Source organism: Leucobacter iarius, from assembly GCF_039530105.1.
In the GTDB taxonomy this organism is placed as follows: Bacteria; Actinomycetota; Actinomycetes; order Actinomycetales; family Microbacteriaceae; genus Leucobacter; species Leucobacter iarius.
This window is the reverse complement of the sequence record NZ_BAAAOB010000002.1, coordinates 396,578-414,297: the sequence shown is the minus strand read 5'-3', so window position 1 is coordinate 414,297 and position 17,720 is coordinate 396,578. Positions and strand designations below refer to the sequence as shown.

At 70.9% G+C, this 17,720-nt stretch carries 17 protein-coding genes and 1 tRNA gene; all 18 read left to right on the top strand.

Annotated features, from left to right (window positions below):
* The first annotated feature begins 201 nt into the window (after positions 1-201).
* The 18 genes from rplU to ptsP all read left to right on the top strand — a co-directional run bounded on the left by rplU (position 202) and on the right by ptsP (position 17,683).
* Positions 202-510, top strand: coding sequence for a 50S ribosomal protein L21 (gene rplU / locus ABD169_RS11205; RefSeq protein ID WP_046456392.1), 309 nt, complete (start codon positions 202-204; stop codon positions 508-510).
* Positions 511-545: 35 nt separating this feature from the next.
* Complete coding sequence (rpmA, locus tag ABD169_RS11200; RefSeq protein WP_046456391.1) at positions 546-803, top strand: 50S ribosomal protein L27; 258 nt, start codon at positions 546-548, stop codon at positions 801-803.
* A gap of 85 nt (positions 804-888) precedes the next feature.
* Positions 889-2,394 (top strand): GTPase ObgE, encoded by a 1,506-nt coding sequence (obgE, locus tag ABD169_RS11195; protein ID WP_344032254.1) that lies wholly within the window; start codon positions 889-891, stop codon positions 2,392-2,394.
* The gene (gene proB, locus ABD169_RS11190; RefSeq protein ID WP_046456389.1) at positions 2,391-3,179 is read left to right on the top strand and encodes a glutamate 5-kinase; all 789 of its coding nucleotides are present in this window, start codon (positions 2,391-2,393) and stop codon (positions 3,177-3,179) included. Before obgE ends, proB begins: the two co-directional genes overlap by 4 nt.
* A 51-nt stretch (positions 3,180-3,230) precedes the next feature.
* Positions 3,231-4,487: a glutamate-5-semialdehyde dehydrogenase gene (locus ABD169_RS11185; protein ID WP_344032251.1), complete on the top strand. Its 1,257-nt coding sequence runs from the start codon at positions 3,231-3,233 to the stop codon at positions 4,485-4,487.
* Positions 4,488-4,546: 59 nt separating this feature from the next.
* A complete protein-coding gene (locus ABD169_RS11180) occupies positions 4,547-4,759 on the top strand; it encodes a hypothetical protein (RefSeq protein WP_046456387.1) in 213 nt (70 codons plus the stop codon).
* On the top strand, positions 4,743-5,360 hold the full coding sequence (nadD, locus tag ABD169_RS11175; RefSeq protein WP_344032392.1) for a nicotinate-nucleotide adenylyltransferase: 618 nt from the start codon (positions 4,743-4,745) through the stop codon (positions 5,358-5,360). The genes ABD169_RS11180 and nadD overlap by 17 nt, the downstream gene beginning before the upstream one ends.
* A gap of 3 nt (positions 5,361-5,363) precedes the next feature.
* Positions 5,364-7,088, top strand: a complete 1,725-nt coding sequence (locus tag ABD169_RS11170) for a hypothetical protein (RefSeq protein WP_344032249.1) — start codon at positions 5,364-5,366, stop codon at positions 7,086-7,088.
* 49 nt (positions 7,089-7,137) lie between these two features.
* The gene (gene rsfS, locus ABD169_RS11165) at positions 7,138-7,545 is read left to right on the top strand and encodes a ribosome silencing factor (RefSeq protein WP_344032247.1); all 408 of its coding nucleotides are present in this window, start codon (positions 7,138-7,140) and stop codon (positions 7,543-7,545) included.
* A gap of 35 nt (positions 7,546-7,580) precedes the next feature.
* Positions 7,581-7,653, top strand: a tRNA-Ala gene (locus ABD169_RS11160).
* Between the two features lie 190 nt (positions 7,654-7,843).
* Entirely contained in the window at positions 7,844-8,815 is a 972-nt protein-coding gene (locus tag ABD169_RS11155) for a helix-turn-helix domain-containing protein (protein WP_344032246.1), read from the top strand.
* A gap of 168 nt (positions 8,816-8,983) precedes the next feature.
* Entirely contained in the window at positions 8,984-10,795 is a 1,812-nt protein-coding gene (locus tag ABD169_RS11150; RefSeq protein ID WP_344032390.1) for an APC family permease, read from the top strand.
* On the top strand, positions 10,792-11,715 hold the full coding sequence (gene gluQRS, locus ABD169_RS11145; RefSeq protein WP_344032244.1) for a tRNA glutamyl-Q(34) synthetase GluQRS: 924 nt from the start codon (positions 10,792-10,794) through the stop codon (positions 11,713-11,715). Before ABD169_RS11150 ends, gluQRS begins: the two co-directional genes overlap by 4 nt.
* A gap of 92 nt (positions 11,716-11,807) precedes the next feature.
* Positions 11,808-12,569 (top strand): DeoR/GlpR family DNA-binding transcription regulator, encoded by a 762-nt coding sequence (locus tag ABD169_RS11140; RefSeq protein ID WP_344032242.1) that lies wholly within the window; start codon positions 11,808-11,810, stop codon positions 12,567-12,569.
* Complete coding sequence (gene pfkB / locus ABD169_RS11135) at positions 12,566-13,513, top strand: 1-phosphofructokinase (RefSeq protein ID WP_344032240.1); 948 nt, start codon at positions 12,566-12,568, stop codon at positions 13,511-13,513. The genes ABD169_RS11140 and pfkB overlap by 4 nt, the downstream gene beginning before the upstream one ends.
* 45 nt (positions 13,514-13,558) lie before the next feature.
* Complete coding sequence (locus ABD169_RS11130; protein WP_344032238.1) at positions 13,559-15,628, top strand: PTS fructose transporter subunit IIABC; 2,070 nt, start codon at positions 13,559-13,561, stop codon at positions 15,626-15,628.
* Positions 15,629-15,695: 67 nt separating this feature from the next.
* Positions 15,696-15,965, top strand: coding sequence for an HPr family phosphocarrier protein (locus ABD169_RS11125; RefSeq protein ID WP_046456378.1), 270 nt, complete (start codon positions 15,696-15,698; stop codon positions 15,963-15,965).
* A gap of 68 nt (positions 15,966-16,033) precedes the next feature.
* Entirely contained in the window at positions 16,034-17,683 is a 1,650-nt protein-coding gene (gene ptsP / locus ABD169_RS11120; protein WP_344032236.1) for a phosphoenolpyruvate--protein phosphotransferase, read from the top strand.
* Positions 17,684-17,720 lie beyond the last annotated feature (37 nt).

Genomic DNA, 17,720 nt, shown 5'->3' with positions numbered 1-17,720 from the left:
GGGACACGCCAGGCATTTGACCGGTCGGCGATCGGGAGATATGCTTGATCGCTGGTGCCACTCTTTTTGAGTGGCGATCCGGTGAACAGGGCGCGGTTCCACAGTGCGGAGCAGCGAGAACGTTCGCCCCGCAGACCACGAACGGCGATTTCAGCGTCGCGGTTCGGATACGTAAGACGATCCTCAGGAAAAGGGTGACAAGTGGTTTACGCAGTAGTGCGCACCAGCGGACGGCAGGAGAAGGTCGAGGTTGGCTCGATCATCACGGTGAACCGTCTTTCGGCTGACGCCAAGGACAAGATCGAGCTGCCCGCCGTGCTGCTCGTCGACGGCGACCAGGTGACCACCGACGCCGCCAAGCTCGCCAAGGTCAAGGTGACTGCAGAGGTCCTCGAGGACCTCCGCGGCCCCAAGATCGTGATCCAGCGGTACAAGAACAAGACCGGCTACAAGTCGCGTCAGGGTCACCGCCAGGACCTCACCCGCATCAAGGTCACGGGCATCAAGTAGCCCCCGGCTTCCCGAAACAAGGAGACTAGAGACTCATGGCACATAAGAAGGGCGCGAGCTCGACCCGTAACGGTCGCGACTCGAACGCACAGCGTCTTGGCGTGAAGCGCTTCGGCGGTCAGCAGGTGAACGCCGGCGAGATCATCGTGCGTCAGCGCGGCACCCACTTCCACCCGGGCGCCAACGTCGGCCGCGGTGGCGACGACACCCTCTTCGCTCTCGCCGCAGGCGCGGTGGAGTTCGGCGCGAAGGGCGGCCGCAAGGTCGTCAACATCGTGACCGCAGCCGCCTAACACTCGGCAGCACTTGGCAAGGGCGGGCTTCGGCTCGCCCTTTGCCGTATTTTCGGGCTTTTGAATCTGACGTGAGGAACGCAGCATGGTGACGTTTGTTGACCGGGTGCAGGTGCACCTGCAGGCCGGGCGGGGCGGCAACGGCTGCGTATCGATCCGACGGGAGAAGTTCAAGCCACTGGCGGGCCCCGACGGAGGCAACGGCGGGCACGGCGGCGACATCGTACTGCTGGCGGACCCCCAGGTCACCACGCTGCTCGACTACCATCGCCGGCCCCACCGCAGCGCCGAGAACGGCGGCTACGGCGCCGGCGACTATCGCGCGGGCACCAACGGCGCCGAGATGACCCTCTCGGTCCCGATCGGCACCGTCGTGAAGGACGACGCAGGGGAGACCCTCATCGACCTCACCGAGCCCGGCACTCGCTACGTCGTCGCCCACGGCGGCATCGGCGGCCTCGGCAACCACTCGCTCGCCAGCACCAAGCGCAAGGCTCCCGGCTTCGCGCTGCTCGGCACCGAGGGGTGGGCCGGCAGCATCACCCTCGAGCTCAAGACCATCGCGGACGTCGCCCTCGTCGGCTACCCCTCCGCGGGCAAGTCGAGCCTGATCGCGGCGCTCAGCGCGGCGAAGCCGAAGATCGCGGACTATCCGTTCACCACGCTGCACCCCAACCTGGGCGTCGTGCAGGTGGGGGATCACCGCTTCACCGTCGCGGACGTTCCCGGCCTCATCGAGGGCGCGAGCGAGGGCAAGGGCCTCGGCCTCGACTTCCTCCGCCACGTCGAGCGCTGCAGCGCCCTGCTGCACGTGCTCGACTGCGCGACGCTCGAGCCGGGCCGCGATCCGCTCTCCGATCTCGAGGTGATCAAGGCCGAGCTGGCCGCCTACCCGGTCCCCGAGGGCCAGGTGCCGCTGCTGGATCGGCCGCAGCTGATCGCGCTCAACAAGGTCGACGTGCCCGAGGCCCGTGAGCTCGCCGAGTTCGTGCGTCCCGAGCTGGAGGCCATGGGCTACCGCGTGTTCGAGATCTCGGCCGCGTCGCACGCCGGTCTGCGCGAGCTCTCGTTCGCCATGGCCGAGCTGGTCGAGACCGCTCGCGCCGAGGCGCTGCAGGACGAGATCGATCAGCCCCGGATCGTGCTGCAGCCGAAGCCCGTCAACGAGGGCGGCTTCACCGTGCGCGCCGAGGGCGGCAGCTACGGCACGCTCTACCGCATCCTGGGTACGAAGCCCGAGCGCTGGGTCGCGCAGACCGACTTCACGAACGACGAGGCCGTCGGCTACCTGGCGGATCGCCTCAACAAGCTCGGCATCGAAGACGGGCTGGTCAAGGCCGGCGCGGTCGCCGGATCGACCGTGGTGATCGGTCCGGGCTCCGGCGTAATCTTCGACTGGGAGCCCACGCTCACGAGCGCGGCCGAGGTGCAGATGGGTGCCCGCGGCACCGATCTGCGCGTGGAGCAGAACAAGCGCCGCACCAACAACGAGCGTCGTGAGGAATACCACACGCTCATGGATGCCAAGGCCGAGGCCCGCGCGGAACTCGAGCGCGAGCGCAAGGCCGGCATGTGGAGCGAAGAGGCATGAGCCGCGCCGAGTGGCTGCTGACCGGGCGGCGCGTCGTCGTCAAGGTCGGCTCCTCCTCGGTCAGCGGCGACAACGCCGCCCAGATCCCGCACCTGGTCGACTCGCTGGCCCGGCTGCACGCCGCGGGCGCCGAGGTGATCCTCGTCTCCAGCGGTGCGATCGCGACCGGTGTGCCGTTCCTCAAACTGGAGGAGCGTCCCGACGATCTCGCGACCCAGCAGGCCGCCGCCGCGGTCGGGCAGAACATCCTGGTGAACCGCTACCAGCGGGCGCTCACGACGCACGAGATCGTCGCTGGGCAGGTGCTGCTCACCGCGCACGACCTCGACAACCCGACCCACCGCGGCAACGCCAAGCGGGCGCTCGAGCGCCTGCTGCAGCTCGGGATCCTCCCGATCATCAACGAGAACGACACCGTGGCGACGCACGAGATCCGCTTCGGCGACAACGACCGGCTGGCCGCGCTGGTGGCGCGCCTCATCGGCGCCGACCGCCTCGTCCTGCTCTCCGACGTGGACGCGCTCTACACCGCCCCGCCCGCGGTGGCCGGGGCGACCCGCATCGCGGAGGTCGCCTACGGCGACCGGCTCGAGGGCGTCGAGATCGGTGAGACCCAGTCGGGCTGGGGCACGGGAGGCGCCGCGACCAAGGTGCAGGCGGCCCGGCTCGCCGCGGACGCGGGGACCGAGGTGCTGCTGACCGAGACGCGGCTGCTGCCCGCCGTGCTCGACGGTGCGGATCACGGGACCTGGTTCGGCGCCCGCGAGCCCGAACCGACCGCGTAACCGCACGGCATCGGCGGCCCGTCGCCCGTCGAGGCGCGATAGTCTGGCTCGATGAGCGTGCTGAACGACCCCTTCATCGACCGACTCGAGCGCGCGCGTTCGGGTGCGAAGCGTCTCGCCACCGCGACGACCGCGTCGAAGGACGCGGCGCTGGAGGCGATCGCCGTCGGCATCGAGCAGGCGATCCCGGGCATCGTCGCGGCCAACGCCGAGGATCTGCGGCGCGGACGCGAGAACGGCCTGGACGCCGGTCTGCTGGATCGTCTCCTGCTCGACGAGACCCGCCTGCGGGGTCTCGCCGCAGCGGTACGCGAGGTCATCGCCCTGCCCGACCCGGTCGGCCAGGTGGTGCGGGGCAGCACGCTGGCGAACGGGATCCGGATCAGCCAGGTCCGCGTGCCCTTCGGCGTGATCGGTGCGATCTACGAAGCCCGGCCCAACGTGACCGTCGACATCGCGGCGCTCTCGCTCAAGAGCGGCAACGGCGTCGTGCTCCGCGGCGGCAGCGCTGCGGAGAGCTCCAACGCGGTCCTGGTCGACGTGATCCAGCGCGCGGTGACGTCCGTCGGACTCGACGGCGACGCCGTGCAGACGATCGACGAGTTCGGGCGCGAGGGCGCATCCCGCCTCATGCGGGCCCGCGGCTACGTCGACGTGCTGATCCCGCGCGGCAGCGCCGGGCTCATCTCGACCGTGGTCCAGGAGTCGACGGTACCGGTCATCGAGACCGGCGCTGGGATCGTGCACGTGTTCGTGGACGCGAGCGCGGACGAGGAGATGGCCGCGGCCATCGTGCGGAACGCGAAGACCCACCGCCCGAGCGTCTGCAACGCCGCGGAGACCCTGCTGGTGCACCGGGACGCCGCGGAACGCCTCCTGCCGCGCCTCGCCGCCGATCTGATCGCGGCGGGCGTCACGCTGAACGGCGACGAGGCGGCACGCGGATTCTCCGAGGAGATCCTGCCGGCGGGGGAGGCCGAGTGGAGCACCGAGCACCTGGCCCTCGTCATGGGCGTCCGCGTCGTGGATTCCCTCGACGAGGCGCTCGCGCACATCGAGCGCTATTCGACTCGGCATACGGAGTCGATCGTCACGCAGGACTACGCGAACGCGGAGCGCTTCCTCGCGGAGGTCGATTCGGCCGCAGTGATGGTCAACGCCTCGACGCGGTTCACCGACGGCGGCGAGTTCGGCTTCGGGGCCGAGGTGGGGATCTCGACGCAGAAGCTGCACGCGCGCGGACCGATGGGCCTGCCCGAACTCACCAGCACGAAGTGGCTCGTCCGCGGGTCCGGTCAGATCCGCTGAGCGGAAACCGATAGACTGTTTGCCAACTATCCATTTGCTCGCACAGTAGAGGACGTCAGATGTCACTTCTCGCCACGGTCGCCGCAGCAGCCGAGGGTTCTTCGCACGTTGTCAACGAGCTGCCCATGCCGGCACCGCTCTTCGGGGTCATCGTCTTCGGCATCTTCACGGCGCTCGCCATCGTGACCTTCAGCTTCCGCGACGTCGCGAACCGCCACGCCGAGAAGGCGGAGGCGTACGCTCGCGAGCATGGTGATGCCCAGCATCACTGATCCGGTGGAGCACCGAAGCCGCCGCATCGGGGTGATGGGCGGCACGTTCGATCCGATTCACCACGGTCACCTCGTGGCTGCGAGCGAGGTCGCGCAGAGCTTCGACCTCGATGAGGTCGTGTTCGTGCCGACCGGGCGCCCGTGGCAGAAGACCCGGGTGACCGAGAGCGAGCACCGCTACCTGATGACGGTGATCGCTACGGCGTCGAATCCGCGGTTCCGCGTGAGCCGCGTCGATGTCGACCGCGAGGGGCCGACCTACACGGTCGATACGCTCCGCGATCTGCGTGCGATCTATCCCGACGCCGAGCTGTTCTTCATCTCGGGGGCCGACGCGGTCGAGCAGATCCTGAGCTGGAAGGACGTCGACCGACTCTGGGAACTCGCTCACTTCATTGCGGTTTCACGGCCCGGTCACGAGCTCTCGCTTTCCGGTTTGTCGGGCGAGCACGTAAGCTTGCTAGAAGTCCCTGCGCTGGCGATCTCGTCGACCGACTGCAGAAGTCGAGTCGCGCGCGGCTATCCGGTGTGGTACCTCGTGCCCGACGGAGTCGTGCAATACATTGCCAAGCACGAACTGTACACCGATGGAAGCGACTGACCGATGAGCGAGCACGACGAGACACCCGCCCTGACCCGGCGCGAGCGTCGGCTGCAGGCCCTGGGCGAGACCGGCTCCATGCCGACCGTCGACGCCCCTGCGGCCGCCGCGGAAGCGGCTGCGGTCGCGGCCGAGCAGCAGGCGACCGACGCCACCGACCCCGCGGACGAGATCGAGATCTCTCCGACGGACCCGGACGGGCGCCCGCGAAGCCGACGCGAGATCCGTGAACTGCGCGATCAAGCGCGCGCGGAGATGGAGGCTGCGGCCGCCGAGCACGCTGCTGCGGCCGAGGTCGCCGATGCCGAACCCGCCGCCCCCGAGGCGACGGCTGCCGAGCACGTCGCGTCGGAGCAGGCCGAGCCGGAGCACGTCGCCCCTGAGCCCGCTGCTCCGGTGCCGACCGAGATCCCCGTGACCGAGGCGCCGGCCGAGCCGACGCTCGAGACCGTCGCAGCGGAGATCATCGAGTCCGAGATCCCCGACGCGACTCCCGCCGCTCCCGCGACGATCGTGATGGATTCCGTCGAGGTCGAGCCGCAGCCGGCCGAAGAGTCACCCGCCGACGCGGATGAGGCTCCCGAGGAGGCCGCCGAGGCTCCTGCAGAGGCGCCCGCGGCTCCCGAAGCGGCGGTCCGCGCCGAGCAGGAACCGGTCGATCCGGCGGCGACCCAGGCGTTCTCGATTGCCGAGATCGCCGAGGCCTCGGGCAGCTGGTCCGAGGAGCGCGCTCCCGAGACCGCCGGACTCGATTTCGATGCGATGGTCGGACAGGCCACCGCGCAGGTCGCCGAGGAGACCGCTCAGGCGGCCGACGCCGAGGCGGCGGAGCCCGCTGCCGAGCAGGCCGCGCCCGCGAAGCCCAAGAAGCGCAAGCTCGGCTGGAAGAAGAAGCAGGACGGCGTCGCCGAGGAGGCAGCCGCTCCGGCTGCGGACGAGGCCGCGTCGCAGGACGCCGCTCCGGCCATGCCCGCCGCGTTCGCGCCCCCGGCTTTCACCGCACCCGAGCCCGTGCCCGCTGCGGCCCCTGCCGCACCGGCGCCGGTGGAGCAGCAGGCGCAGCCCGAGTCGGCGCCCGTGCCCGAGGCTGCTCCCGAGCCCGAGCCCGAGCCCGAGGCTCGTCCCGCCGAGCCGGCCCCGGCGACGCCCGCGGCGCCGCAGTCGGCGCGCACCGCCTACTCGTTCCCCGACATCGTCCCGCTCGACGACGGCATGTCGGTCTTCGACGATCCGGCCGTCCACCGCGCCCGCATGGGCCAGGCGGGGCAGGGAACGGGTGACTTCGAGGACCTCATCTCCCGCGCCGTGGCGCAGGAGGGTGCGGCCAGCACGACCAACACGTCGGCGCTGATCCTGCCCTCGATGCCCGAGACCAGCGAGCTCACCGGTCCGCTCGGCGCGACCGGCGATCTGTTCCTCACCGGGTCCATCGAGCTGCCGAAGTCGCTGGGCGAGACCGGCGGCCACGCGGCGATGCACGACTCGATCGACGTCGATGCGGCCGAGGAGGTCAGCCGCGAGGCGGCCCCGAGCGACCCGCATGGCGCCTCTCCGGTGTCGGCGGCCCGCGCCGTCAGCGCCCGTTCCGCCCACTCGGTGGCCGTGGTCAACGAGAACAAGCGCGGAACCAAGACGCTGCCGATCGTTCTCATGTCGGCCGGCGGCGTGCTGCTGATCGGCGTCGTCGGGCTCCTGATCTGGGGCGCGAGTAACGGGATGTTCGGCTGATCGCCGACGTTCCCTCAGTTTTTCCAACCACACCCATTGAAAGGGACGCGTGAGCGACACCACTGACGTTCTCAACACTCTCGAGACCGCGGTCCTCGCGGCCGACGCGAAGGGCGCGACCGAGCCTGTCGCACTCGACGTGGGGGAGTTCTTCCCCTACGCCGATGCCTTCCTGCTCCTGACGGGCAGCGTCGAGCGCAACGTGCAGGCGATCTCCGACGCGATCGAGGACGCGCTGAACGAGTCCGGCGTGCGCACCTTGCGACGCGAGGGGCGCGAGGGTGGACGCTGGGTGCTGCTCGACTTCGGCGGCCTCATCGTGCATGTCTTCCACCAGGAGGAGCGCGAGTTCTACCAGCTCGAGCGTCTGTGGAGCGACTGCCCGGTGATCGACACGCGCGGGATCCTGGAACGGGCTGCCGATTTGCGTTCGACCCCCGAGGGTGATGTAAAGTAGAAGAGTTGTCGGGGGAGAATTCGTCCGACTTCCACGGGTCTGTGGCGCAGCTGGTAGCGCACCTGCATGGCATGCAGGGGGTCAGGGGTTCGAGTCCCCTCAGATCCACTCAAGAACAGAAGGTCCGGCGAAAGCCGGGCCTTTTGTCGTTTCCGGGCCTGAAGAATGCGTTCCCGCGGCGCGAAGGAACCGGCGTGACCCGACTGCGGCCCGAGCGCTCGCCCACGGGTCGAAAGCGCCGCAGATCCGTGCCGGCATACGCTGGTCGGCGGAATCGCGCGGCTGATACTGTCGCTCCGTGGAACGACAGAGCGCGCCGAGGATCGAGGGCCTGCCCGACCGATCCATTACCCGCTTCGGAGAGCGCGAGCTCGGCGACGAAGGGGTGCGCGGCGTCGACGGACCGCTCGGCATGACCGCGAAGGCGCGGGCGTTCGGCCCCGTGCTCATCGTCGAGGCCGAAGGAACGGGATCCGAGTTCGAACGGCGGCCGATCCGGCCGGATCTCCCGACGATCGATCTGCTCTTCGTGCAGCAGGGCGAGTTCGAGTATCTCGACGGCGGCGTCTGGTGCGCGTCGCGGGGGCCGCTCATGATCGCGCCGAGCGGCCTGCCGAACCGGGTCCGCCTGGCCGGTCCCTGGCGGATCGTCGTCGCGCGGATCCCGCGCCAGGCACTGCTCGTGCACACGCCGACGCTCGATGACCGGGTCAGCATCCATGAGGAGCTGACGCTCTCGGAGCGCTCGCTCGCCGTGCTGCTCTCACAGTCGGTACGGAGCGAGCAGGAGGCGTCCGAGGCCGATGCGCGGCTGATCGCCCGAACGGTGCTCGAGATGGCCGGGGCCGTGCTGCGCCATCGGCAGGGCGGCGGATGGGAGCTGGAGGATCGGCAGACCGGGATCCGGGATCGCGCTCTCGCCCTGATCCGGAGCGACGGTGCGGACCCGCGACTGGATCCGGAACGGATCGCGAGCGGGGTCGGGGTGTCGCTGCGCTACCTGCAGGAGATCTTCGCGGCGGGCGGGAGCTCGGTGGCCGCGGAGCTGCGGAAGGAGCGGGCTCGGGTGGCGCGTTCGCTGCTGCAGGATCCGGGGTTCGGCGGTCTCGGCGCGACCGAGATCGCGCTGCGCGCCGGGTTCGGGTCCAGCGCCAGCATGCGCCGCGCGCTCGCAGTGTTCTACCGTCTGGGGCCCGCGGAGCTCCGGCAGGGCCGTACGCCGGGACGGGATTCTGCGGAGGTGGACGCTCCGGCGTCGAAACTGGAGTAATGTGACCGCGTGACTACGCACACTCCGCTCGAGGAGCCCTCCAAACCGGCCGACGGCACCGGGTCCCGTCTGCGCCGTTGGCTGCTGACCGATACCGCTGAGAAGGCCGGAGAGCACACCGGCCCCCACGGCAAGGCCGTCGGGCGCGGAGCGCCCTGGTGGCGGGTCATGTGCCTCACCGGGCTGGACTACTTCTCGACGCTCGGCTACCAGCCGGCGATCGCGGCGCTCGCGGCGGGCCTGATCGCCCCGCTCGCGACCCTGCTGCTCGTGGCGATCACTCTGTTCGGCGCGCTCCCCGTGTACCGTCGGGTGGCGCGCGAGAGCCCGAACGGTGCCGGATCGATCGCGATGCTCTCGAAGCTGCTGCCCAAGTGGGGCGGCAAGCTCGCGGTGCTCGCGCTGCTCGGCTTCGCCGCGACCGACTTCATGATCACCATGACCCTGTCGGCCGCGGATGCGACGGCGCACGCGATCGAGAACCCGTTCGCCCCCGACTTCCTGCAGGGGCAGCAGGTCATCATCACGCTCGCGCTGCTCGCCGGACTCGGCGTCGTGTTCCTGCGCGGCTTCACCGAGGCGATCCGCATCGCGACGGTGCTCGTCGGCGCCTTCCTGCTCATCAACGCGGTCGTGCTCGTCGTCGCCCTCGCGCACATCATCGACACCCCGCTGAAGGTGGGGGACTGGTGGACCGCGCTCACGACGCAGCACGGCGATCCGTGGATGATCATCGCGATCGCGCTCATCGTGTTCCCGAAGCTCGCGCTGGGTCTCTCGGGCTTCGAGACCGGTGTCGCCGTCATGCCGCAGATCCGCGGCGAGCAGGGCGACCCCGAAGCGACCCTGCGCGCACGCGTCAAGGGCGCCCACCGCCTGCTGACCACCTCGGCGCTCATCATGAGCGCGTTCCTCGTGACCTCGTCGATCGCGACGGTCGTGCTGATCCCGCAGGAGGAGTTCCAGCCCGGCGGCAAGGCGAACGGCCGAGCGCTCGCGTACCTCGCGCACCAGTTCCTGGGCGACGGGTTCGGCACGGTCTACGACGTGATCACCATCGCGATCCTGTGGTTCGCGGGCGCCTCGGCGATGGCCGGCCTGCTGAACCTGGTGCCGCGCTACCTGCCGCACTACGGCATGGCGCCGCGCTGGGCCCGCGCGATCCGTCCGCTCGTGATCGTGTTCACGTGCGTCGCGTTCCTCATCACGATCATCTTCCAGGCCAGCGTCGACGATCAGGGCGGAGCCTACGCCACCGGCGTGCTGGTGCTGATGACCTCGGCGGCGGTCGCGGTGACGCTCTCGGCGCGGGGCAAGCGCGAGCGCGGCAAGACCATCGGCTTCGGGATCGTGACCCTGGTGTTCCTGTACACGACGATCGCGAACATCATCGAGCGCCCCGACGGTATCAAGATCGCGGCGTGCTTCATCCTCGGGATCCTCGTGGTCAGCTTCGTCTCCCGCGTGGTCCGGTCGATCGAGCTGCGGGCGACGACGGTGCAGCTCGATCCGCTGGTCGAATCCTGGGTGCGCGAGGCCGTCGATTCGGGCCGGCCGATCCAGCTGATCGCGCACGATCCGAAGCACGCCAGGCCCGAGCGCTACGCCGAGAAGCTCAAGCACGCGCAGGCGGCGCACCGCTTCGTAGGGGAGGACGCCTGGTTCATCGAGGTGACCATCGGTGACAGCTCCGACTTCGAGGACGAGATCTACGTCGTCGGCGACGAGCGCTACGGTCACCGCGTGCTGTCGCTGCGCGGCAGCTCGGTGCCGAACAGCCTCGCCTCGGTGCTCATCGATCTGCGCGATCGTACCGGGCAGGCCCCGCACATCTACTTCCGCTGGACCGAGGGCAACCCGGCCTCGAACTTCGCGCGCTTCCTGCTCTTCGGCGAGGGCGAGATCGCTCCGATGACCCGCGAGGTGCTGCGCATCGCGGTGCCCGAGGTGACGCAGCGGCCCTGGGTGCACGTGGGATGAGCGCGGGCCGCTACGCGCCGAGCCCGTCGGGCGACCTGCACCTGGGCAATCTGCGCACCGCGCTGCTCGCCTGGCTGTTCGCGCGGTCGAGCGGGCGCGGATTCCTCATGCGGATCGAGGACCTCGACCGGGGTCGCGATGCGGGCGCGGCGGATCGCCAGCTGGAGGACCTCGCCGAGCTCGGCATCGACTGGGACGGGCCCGCGGTGCTGCAGACCGAGCGCGGCGACGACCACGATGCAGCGATCGCGGAGCTGGCGGAGCGGGGCCTGGTCTACGAGTGCAGCTGCACGCGGCGGGACATCCTCGCCGCGCCGACCGCACCGCACGCGCCGCCCGGCGCGTACCCGGGGACCTGTCGCGATCGGAACGAGGCCGAGCGCGCCGCCGCGCGCGAGCGGATCCTGCCGCGGCTGCCGGCGCTCCGCCTCCGGGTTCCGGAGGGCGCGGAGCAGCTCGCGTTCGAGGATCGGCTCATGGGCCGGGTGACCGGTGTCGTGGACGATCTCGTGCTGCGCCGTGGAGACGGCGCCGTGGCGTACAACCTGGCGGTCGTGGTCGACGATGCCTCGATGGGGGTGGACCAGGTCGTGCGCGGGGACGACCTCGCGTCCTCGACGCCGCGGCAGATCGTGCTGCAGCGCCTGCTGGGCCTGCCGGCGCCGCCCGCGGTGGAATACGCGCACGTGCCGCTCGTGCTGGGGCCGAGCGGTGCGCGCCTCGCGAAGCGGGACGGCGCGGTGACGCTGCGCGAGCTGCAGGCGCACGGCATCGGGGTGGAGCGCGTGCGCTCGCGTCTGGCCGAATCGCTGGGGCTCGCGGCGCCGGGGGAGTCGGTCTGCATCGAGCAGATCCTCGCCCGTTTCGATCCCGGGCTCCTGCCGAGGGAGCCGTGGGTGTGGACGCCGGATCCCACATAAGCAACATAAAACCAATGTGGTTTTAGTTGCATATCCTCCCGTTCGTGTGGCACTGTTGGGTGAACACCACGCAACGACGGGAGGAGCGTTTCGTGTACGCCGCAGAACGCCAGCAGCTGATCCTGACCTCGGCGCGAGCCGCCGGACGCGCCGAAGTGGGCGCGCTCGCCGAGCAGCTCGACGTCTCCACCGAGACGATCCGCCGGGATCTCACGGCACTCGAGCGCCGCGGGCTGCTGCAGCGGGTCCACGGCGGTGCGATCCCCGTCGACCGGGTCGAGCCAGAGGTCGGTCTCGACGTGCGGATCGGCCGACGTGCCGCGGTCAAGCAGCGGATCGCGCTTCGCGCTCTCGAAGAGATTCCGACGGGCGGCACCGTGCTGCTCGACTCCGGGACGAGTACGCTCGCCATCGCGCAGGCGCTCCCCGCCGACGCCGAGTGCACGGTCATCACCAACAGCCTCATGATCGGCGCCGCACTGTCCGCGAAGCCCGGCATCGAACTGATGCAGCTCGGCGGGCGGGTGCGGCCGGTCACCGGAGCCGCCGTCGGGCGATGGACCTGCGAGGCGCTCGCCGAACTCACCGTCGACGTCGGCTTCTTCGGGGCCAACGGCTTCGATGCGCAGCGAGGACTCACCACTCCGGATCAGGAAGAGGCGGCGGTGAAGCGGGCGATGGTGCTGGCATCGCGCACGACCGTTCTGGTCGCCGACTCCAGCAAGGCGGGTCGCGCGCACCTCACCCGCTTCGCAGCGCTCGACGAGATCGACCTGGTGATCACCGATACCGACCTCGACGGCGACCTCGCCGAGGAGCTCCGGGCCGCGGGCCCGACGGTGGTGACGGCGTGATCGTCGCGCTGACGCCGAACCCGAGCGTGGATCGGGCGGTGACGGTCGAGACGCTGGAACGCGGCCAGGTGCTGCGCGCCGATTCGTCACGGGTGGATCCCGGCGGCAAGGGCGTCAACGTCGGGCGCGCTCTGACCGCGATGGGCGGGGACGCCCTCATCGTGGTCCCGTCCGGCGGGCCGGAGGGCGCGCTCTTCGAAGTCCTCCTCGCACGCACCGGCGCGGCGAGCCGGATCGTGCCGATCACGGGGAGCACGCGCATGAACGTCAGCGTGCTCGAGCCCGACGGCACCACGACGAAGCTCAACGAGGCCGGTCCGGCGCTCGAGCCGGCCGATGTCGATGCGCTGCTCGAAGCGGCGCTCGGCGACCTCGAATCCGGTGCGTGGATCGCCGGATGCGGCAGCCTGCCGCCGGGGGCGCCGGACTCCCTCTACGCCGTGCTCGTGCGTGAAGCGCGAGCGCGAGGGGCACGGGTCGCCATCGATTCCTCAGGTGCGGCGTTCGCCGCCGCGGTCGCCGCGGTGCCGACGCTCATCAAGCCCAACCGCGAGGAGCTCGCGGAGCTCGTGGGCCGGCCCCTCGATACGCTCGGCGCCGTCGTCGATACCGGCCGGGAGCTGGTCGCCTCAGGCATCGAGTTCGTGGCGGTCAGCCTCGGGCGGGACGGTGCGGTGCTGATCACCGCCGACGAAGCCGTGCACGCGCGGGCGATCATCTCCGACCCGGTCTCGACCGTCGGTGCGGGGGACTGCATGCTCGCCGGGCTCCTGCTCGGCCTCGACCGCGGAAAGGCTGCGGCTGATGCGCTCTCGACGGGGGTCCGCTGGGGCGCTGCCGCGGTGCGGCTCCCCGGAACCGAGGTCCCCGGCCCGGTGGATCTGCTCGACATCGAGGTCGAACGAAGCCGCACCCTGCAGCGCGAGCTGCCCCTGAACGACTGAACCGGCGACGCGCCGGACCCGAACCGAATCCCGAAAGGAATCGACATGCCACTCATCAGTGACGAGCAGGTGGTGCTCGACCTCACCGGTGCCGACCGGCACGAAGCGACCCGTGCGCTCGCGGAACGCCTCGTGGCGACCGGTCGCTGCACCGACCTCGAGGTCTTCATCGCGGACGTGCGCGAGCGCGAGTCGAAGATGGCGACCGGGCTCCCGGGAGGTATCGGGATCCCGCACGCGCGCAGCGCGGCGATCACCGAGCCCTCGCTCGTGTTCGGCCGGATCGCCGAGGACGGGATCGACTGGGGCGCGAAGGACGGCCCGGCTCGGCTCGTGTTCCTCATCGCCGCGCCCGCCGACGGGGGCGACGCGCACATGCAGGTGCTGCCGCAGCTGGCTCGCGCCCTGATGCGCGAGGACTTCCGCGCGGCGCTGCTCGCGGCGGAGAGCCCCGCCGAGGTCGTGGCCATCGTCGACGAGCACGTGCGGCTCGATCCGGCTCCGACCCCCGCCGAGAACGCTCCGGATCCCGCATCCGTCGCGGATCCCGCTCCGGCGGAGCGCGCAGCCGAGCGTCCCCTGCGCTTCGTCGCGGTCACCTCGTGCCCCACGGGTATCGCCCACACCTACATGGCGGCAGAGGCGCTCGAGAACGCCGCGCGCGAGGCCGGACACGAGATCGAGGTCGAGACCCAGGGCTCCGCGGGGTCGACCCCGCTCACCGCCGGGCAGATCGCCGCGGCCGATGCGGTCGTGTTCGCGCACGACGTCGAGGTGAAGGATCGCGCGCGGTTCGCGGGCAAGCCCACCGTCGACGTCGGGGTGAAGCAGGCGATCTCCGACGGGCCCCGACTGCTCGAGCAGGCAGCCGAACTGGCGGCAGCGTGGGCGGCGGATCCCGAGCGCGCCCAGCGGGCCGCGGGAGAGGCCGCCGCCGGCGCGGCTCCCGACGCCGATGCCGAGCAGAAGGTCGGTGCGGGAACCCGGCTGCGTCAGTGGCTCATGACGGGCGTCTCGTACATGATCCCGTTCGTGGCAGCCGGCGGCATCCTCATCGCCCTCTCGTTCATGCTCGCCCAGATCGCTCTGGGGGAGCGCGGTGCGATCGAGATCGTCAAGTACGGCCTGACGAGCTCCGACGAGTTCAACATCGCCCAGCACTTCGACGCGACGAGCCTCACCTCGTGGGCGGCGCTCTGCTTCGTGATCGGCTCGGCATCCTTCGGATTCCTCGTCCCGATCCTCTCGGGCTACATCGCCTTCGCGATCGCCGACCGGCCGGGCCTCGTGCCCGGCATCGTGGGCGGTGCGATCGCCACGAGCATGAACGCTGGATTCCTCGGCGGCATCGTCACGGGCCTGCTCGCGGGCGCGCTCGCCAGGTGGATCTCGAGCTGGAAGGTGCACAAGGGCGTGCGGGGCGTCATGCCCGTCGTCGTCATCCCGCTGTTGTCGACCCTGCTCACCGCCGGCCTCTTCATCACGGTGCTCGGTCGCCCCATCGTGGGACTCATGACCGCCATGAACGACGGACTGAACGGCCTCACCGGCGCGGGCGTGCTCGTGCTCGGACTGATCCTCGGAGCGATGATGGGCTTCGACCTCGGCGGCCCCGTGAACAAGGTGGCCTACGGCTTCGCAACGGCCGGGCTCTCGGCCGCGGGCGCCGCGATGGACGCACCGCAGCTGAAGATCATGGCCGCGGTCATGGCCGCGGGCATGGTGGCGCCCCTCGCTCTCGCACTCGCCACGGCCGTGCGACCCCGACTGTTCTCCGCTCCCGAGCGTGAGAACGGCAAGGCGGCCTGGCTGCTCGGAGCCTCCTTCATCTCGGAGGGCGCGATCCCGTTCGCCGCGGCCGATCCCATCCGCATCATCGTCGCCTCGACCATCGGGTCCGCCGTGACCGGCGGCCTCGTCATGCTCTTCGGCGCGACGCTCCGCGCACCGCACGGCGGCATCTGGGTGCTGCCGCTCATCGGCCAACCGCTGCTGTTCGTCGCGGCGCTCGCCGCCGGCGTCCTCGTGACGGCCGCCCTCGTGATCGTCCTGAAGGGCGCGGCAGCTCGCCGAGCCAACGCCAGGACCGCGGCAACCGTGCCGATCGCGGCCTGAACCGAACCATCGCACGGCCGTCGCAGGGCGGCCGTCCCACCCGAACACCCCGTACAGAGGAGTCATCATGGCAACCCGTTCCGTCACCATCGCTTCGTCCGTCGGTCTGCATGCCCGACCCGCCTCGCTGTTCGTCGAGGCCGTCGGCGAGTCCGGGCTCGAGGTCGAGATCGGTCGTCCCGGCGAGGCCGCCGTGGACGCCGGGAGCATCCTCGGTGTCATGGCGCTGGGCGCGAAGCACGGCGAAGAGGTCGTGCTCACCGCGGAGGGCGCCGACGCCGAAGCCGTGCTCGACCGTCTCGTCGAGCTGCTGTCCACTGACCTGGACGCCCAGTGACCTCCGCCGGCGACGCGAGCGGGTCGACCGCAGCGGGACAGGCTTCGGAGACCCGACAGGGCATCGGCGTGAGCCACGGCTCCGCCGCCGGCCCCGTCGTGCAGGTCGCGTCGCCGGTGGAGCCGCCGCTGAACGAAGCGGCGGCGTCGGATCCGACCGCGGCCGCCGAACAGGCGGTCGCTGCGTTCATGCGCGTAGCCGGGGCGCTCGACGCGAAGGCGATGAACGCCGACGCCACCGCGCGCGACGTGCTGAAGGCCACCGCCATGATCGCGCGCGACCGATCCCTGCATCGCGCGGTCGCGAAGCACCTCGGCTCCGGGCAGGGGGTCGCGACCTCCATCGCGCTCTCGATCGACGAGTTCGCCGCGCAGTTCGAAGCGCTCGGCGGCTACTTCGCCGAGCGGGTCACCGACCTGCGCGACGTGGGCTCGCGCGCGATCGCCGAGGTGCTCGGCGTACCGGCCCCCGGAGTGCCGGAGTTCACCGAGCCGAGCATCGTCGTCGCCGAGGACCTCGCGCCCGCCGAGACCGCGACGCTCGATCGATCCCTCGTGCTGGGCATCGTGACCCGCGCGGGCGGACGCACCAGCCACACCGCCATCCTCGCGGCTCAGATGGGGATCCCCGCCGTGGTGCAGCTGCCGGACGCGACCGCGATCCCGAACGGCACCCCGATCGCGATCGACGGCGACAGCGGTACCGTCGTGCTGCACCCCGACCCGGGTGCCGTCGATGCGCAGCGGCGCATGCGCGAACGGCGCGACGCCGCGCTCGCCGAGGTCCGCGGGCCCGGCGCGACCGCCGACGGCCACCCCGTCGCACTGCTCGCCAACATCGGGGGCGTCGAGGACGCCGAACTCGCTGCGGCGCAGGATGTCGAGGGAGTCGGTCTCTTCCGCACCGAATTCGTCTTCCTCTCGGCCGGCGCAGCGCCGACGGTCGAAGAGCAGACCGAGATCTACCGGCGGGTCTTCGCGCCGTTCGGTGCGCGGCGGGTGGTGGTCCGCACCCTCGATGCCGGCGCTGACAAACCGCTCGCCTTCGCCGACCTGGGGGAGGAGGAGAACCCCGCGCTCGGACGACGCGGTCTCCGCCTCTCGCAGGCACGCCCCGAACTGCTCGACGCGCAGCTCGAAGCGCTCGCGGCGGCGGCCGAGGCGACCGGAGCCGACGTGCGGGTCATGGCCCCGATGGTGGCGACGGCGGCGGAAGCACGCTGGTTCGCCGAACGGGTCGGCTCCGCAGGACTCGGTTCTGCCGGGGTGATGATCGAGGTCCCGGCCGCCGCGCTGCGCGCCGAGCAGGTGCTCGGCGCGGTCGATTTCGGCAGCCTCGGCACCAACGACCTCGCCCAGTACACGATGGCTGCGGATCGCATGCAGGGAGAGCTCTCCGACCTGCTCGACCCCTGGCAGCCCGCCGTGCTCGACGTGATCGCCGCGGCCGCCTCAGGAGCGCGCGCGGCCGGGAAACCGCTCGGCGTGTGCGGGGAATCCGCCGGCGATCCGCTGCTCGCGCTCGTGCTCACGGGCCTCGGCGTCGGCAGCCTCTCGATGGCGTCGAGCAAGGTGCCCGCGGTACGCCTCGCGCTCTCGGCGCACGCGCTGGAGGAGTGCGAGCGGCTCGCCGAACTCGCGCTCATCGCGGAGGGCCCGGAGGAGGCCCGCGAAACCGTGCGGGCGGCGATCGCTCCGGAGCTCGCCGAACTGCTCTGACCGGCGGCGCATCGCCGCCGGTCCGGTCCGGCCCGGT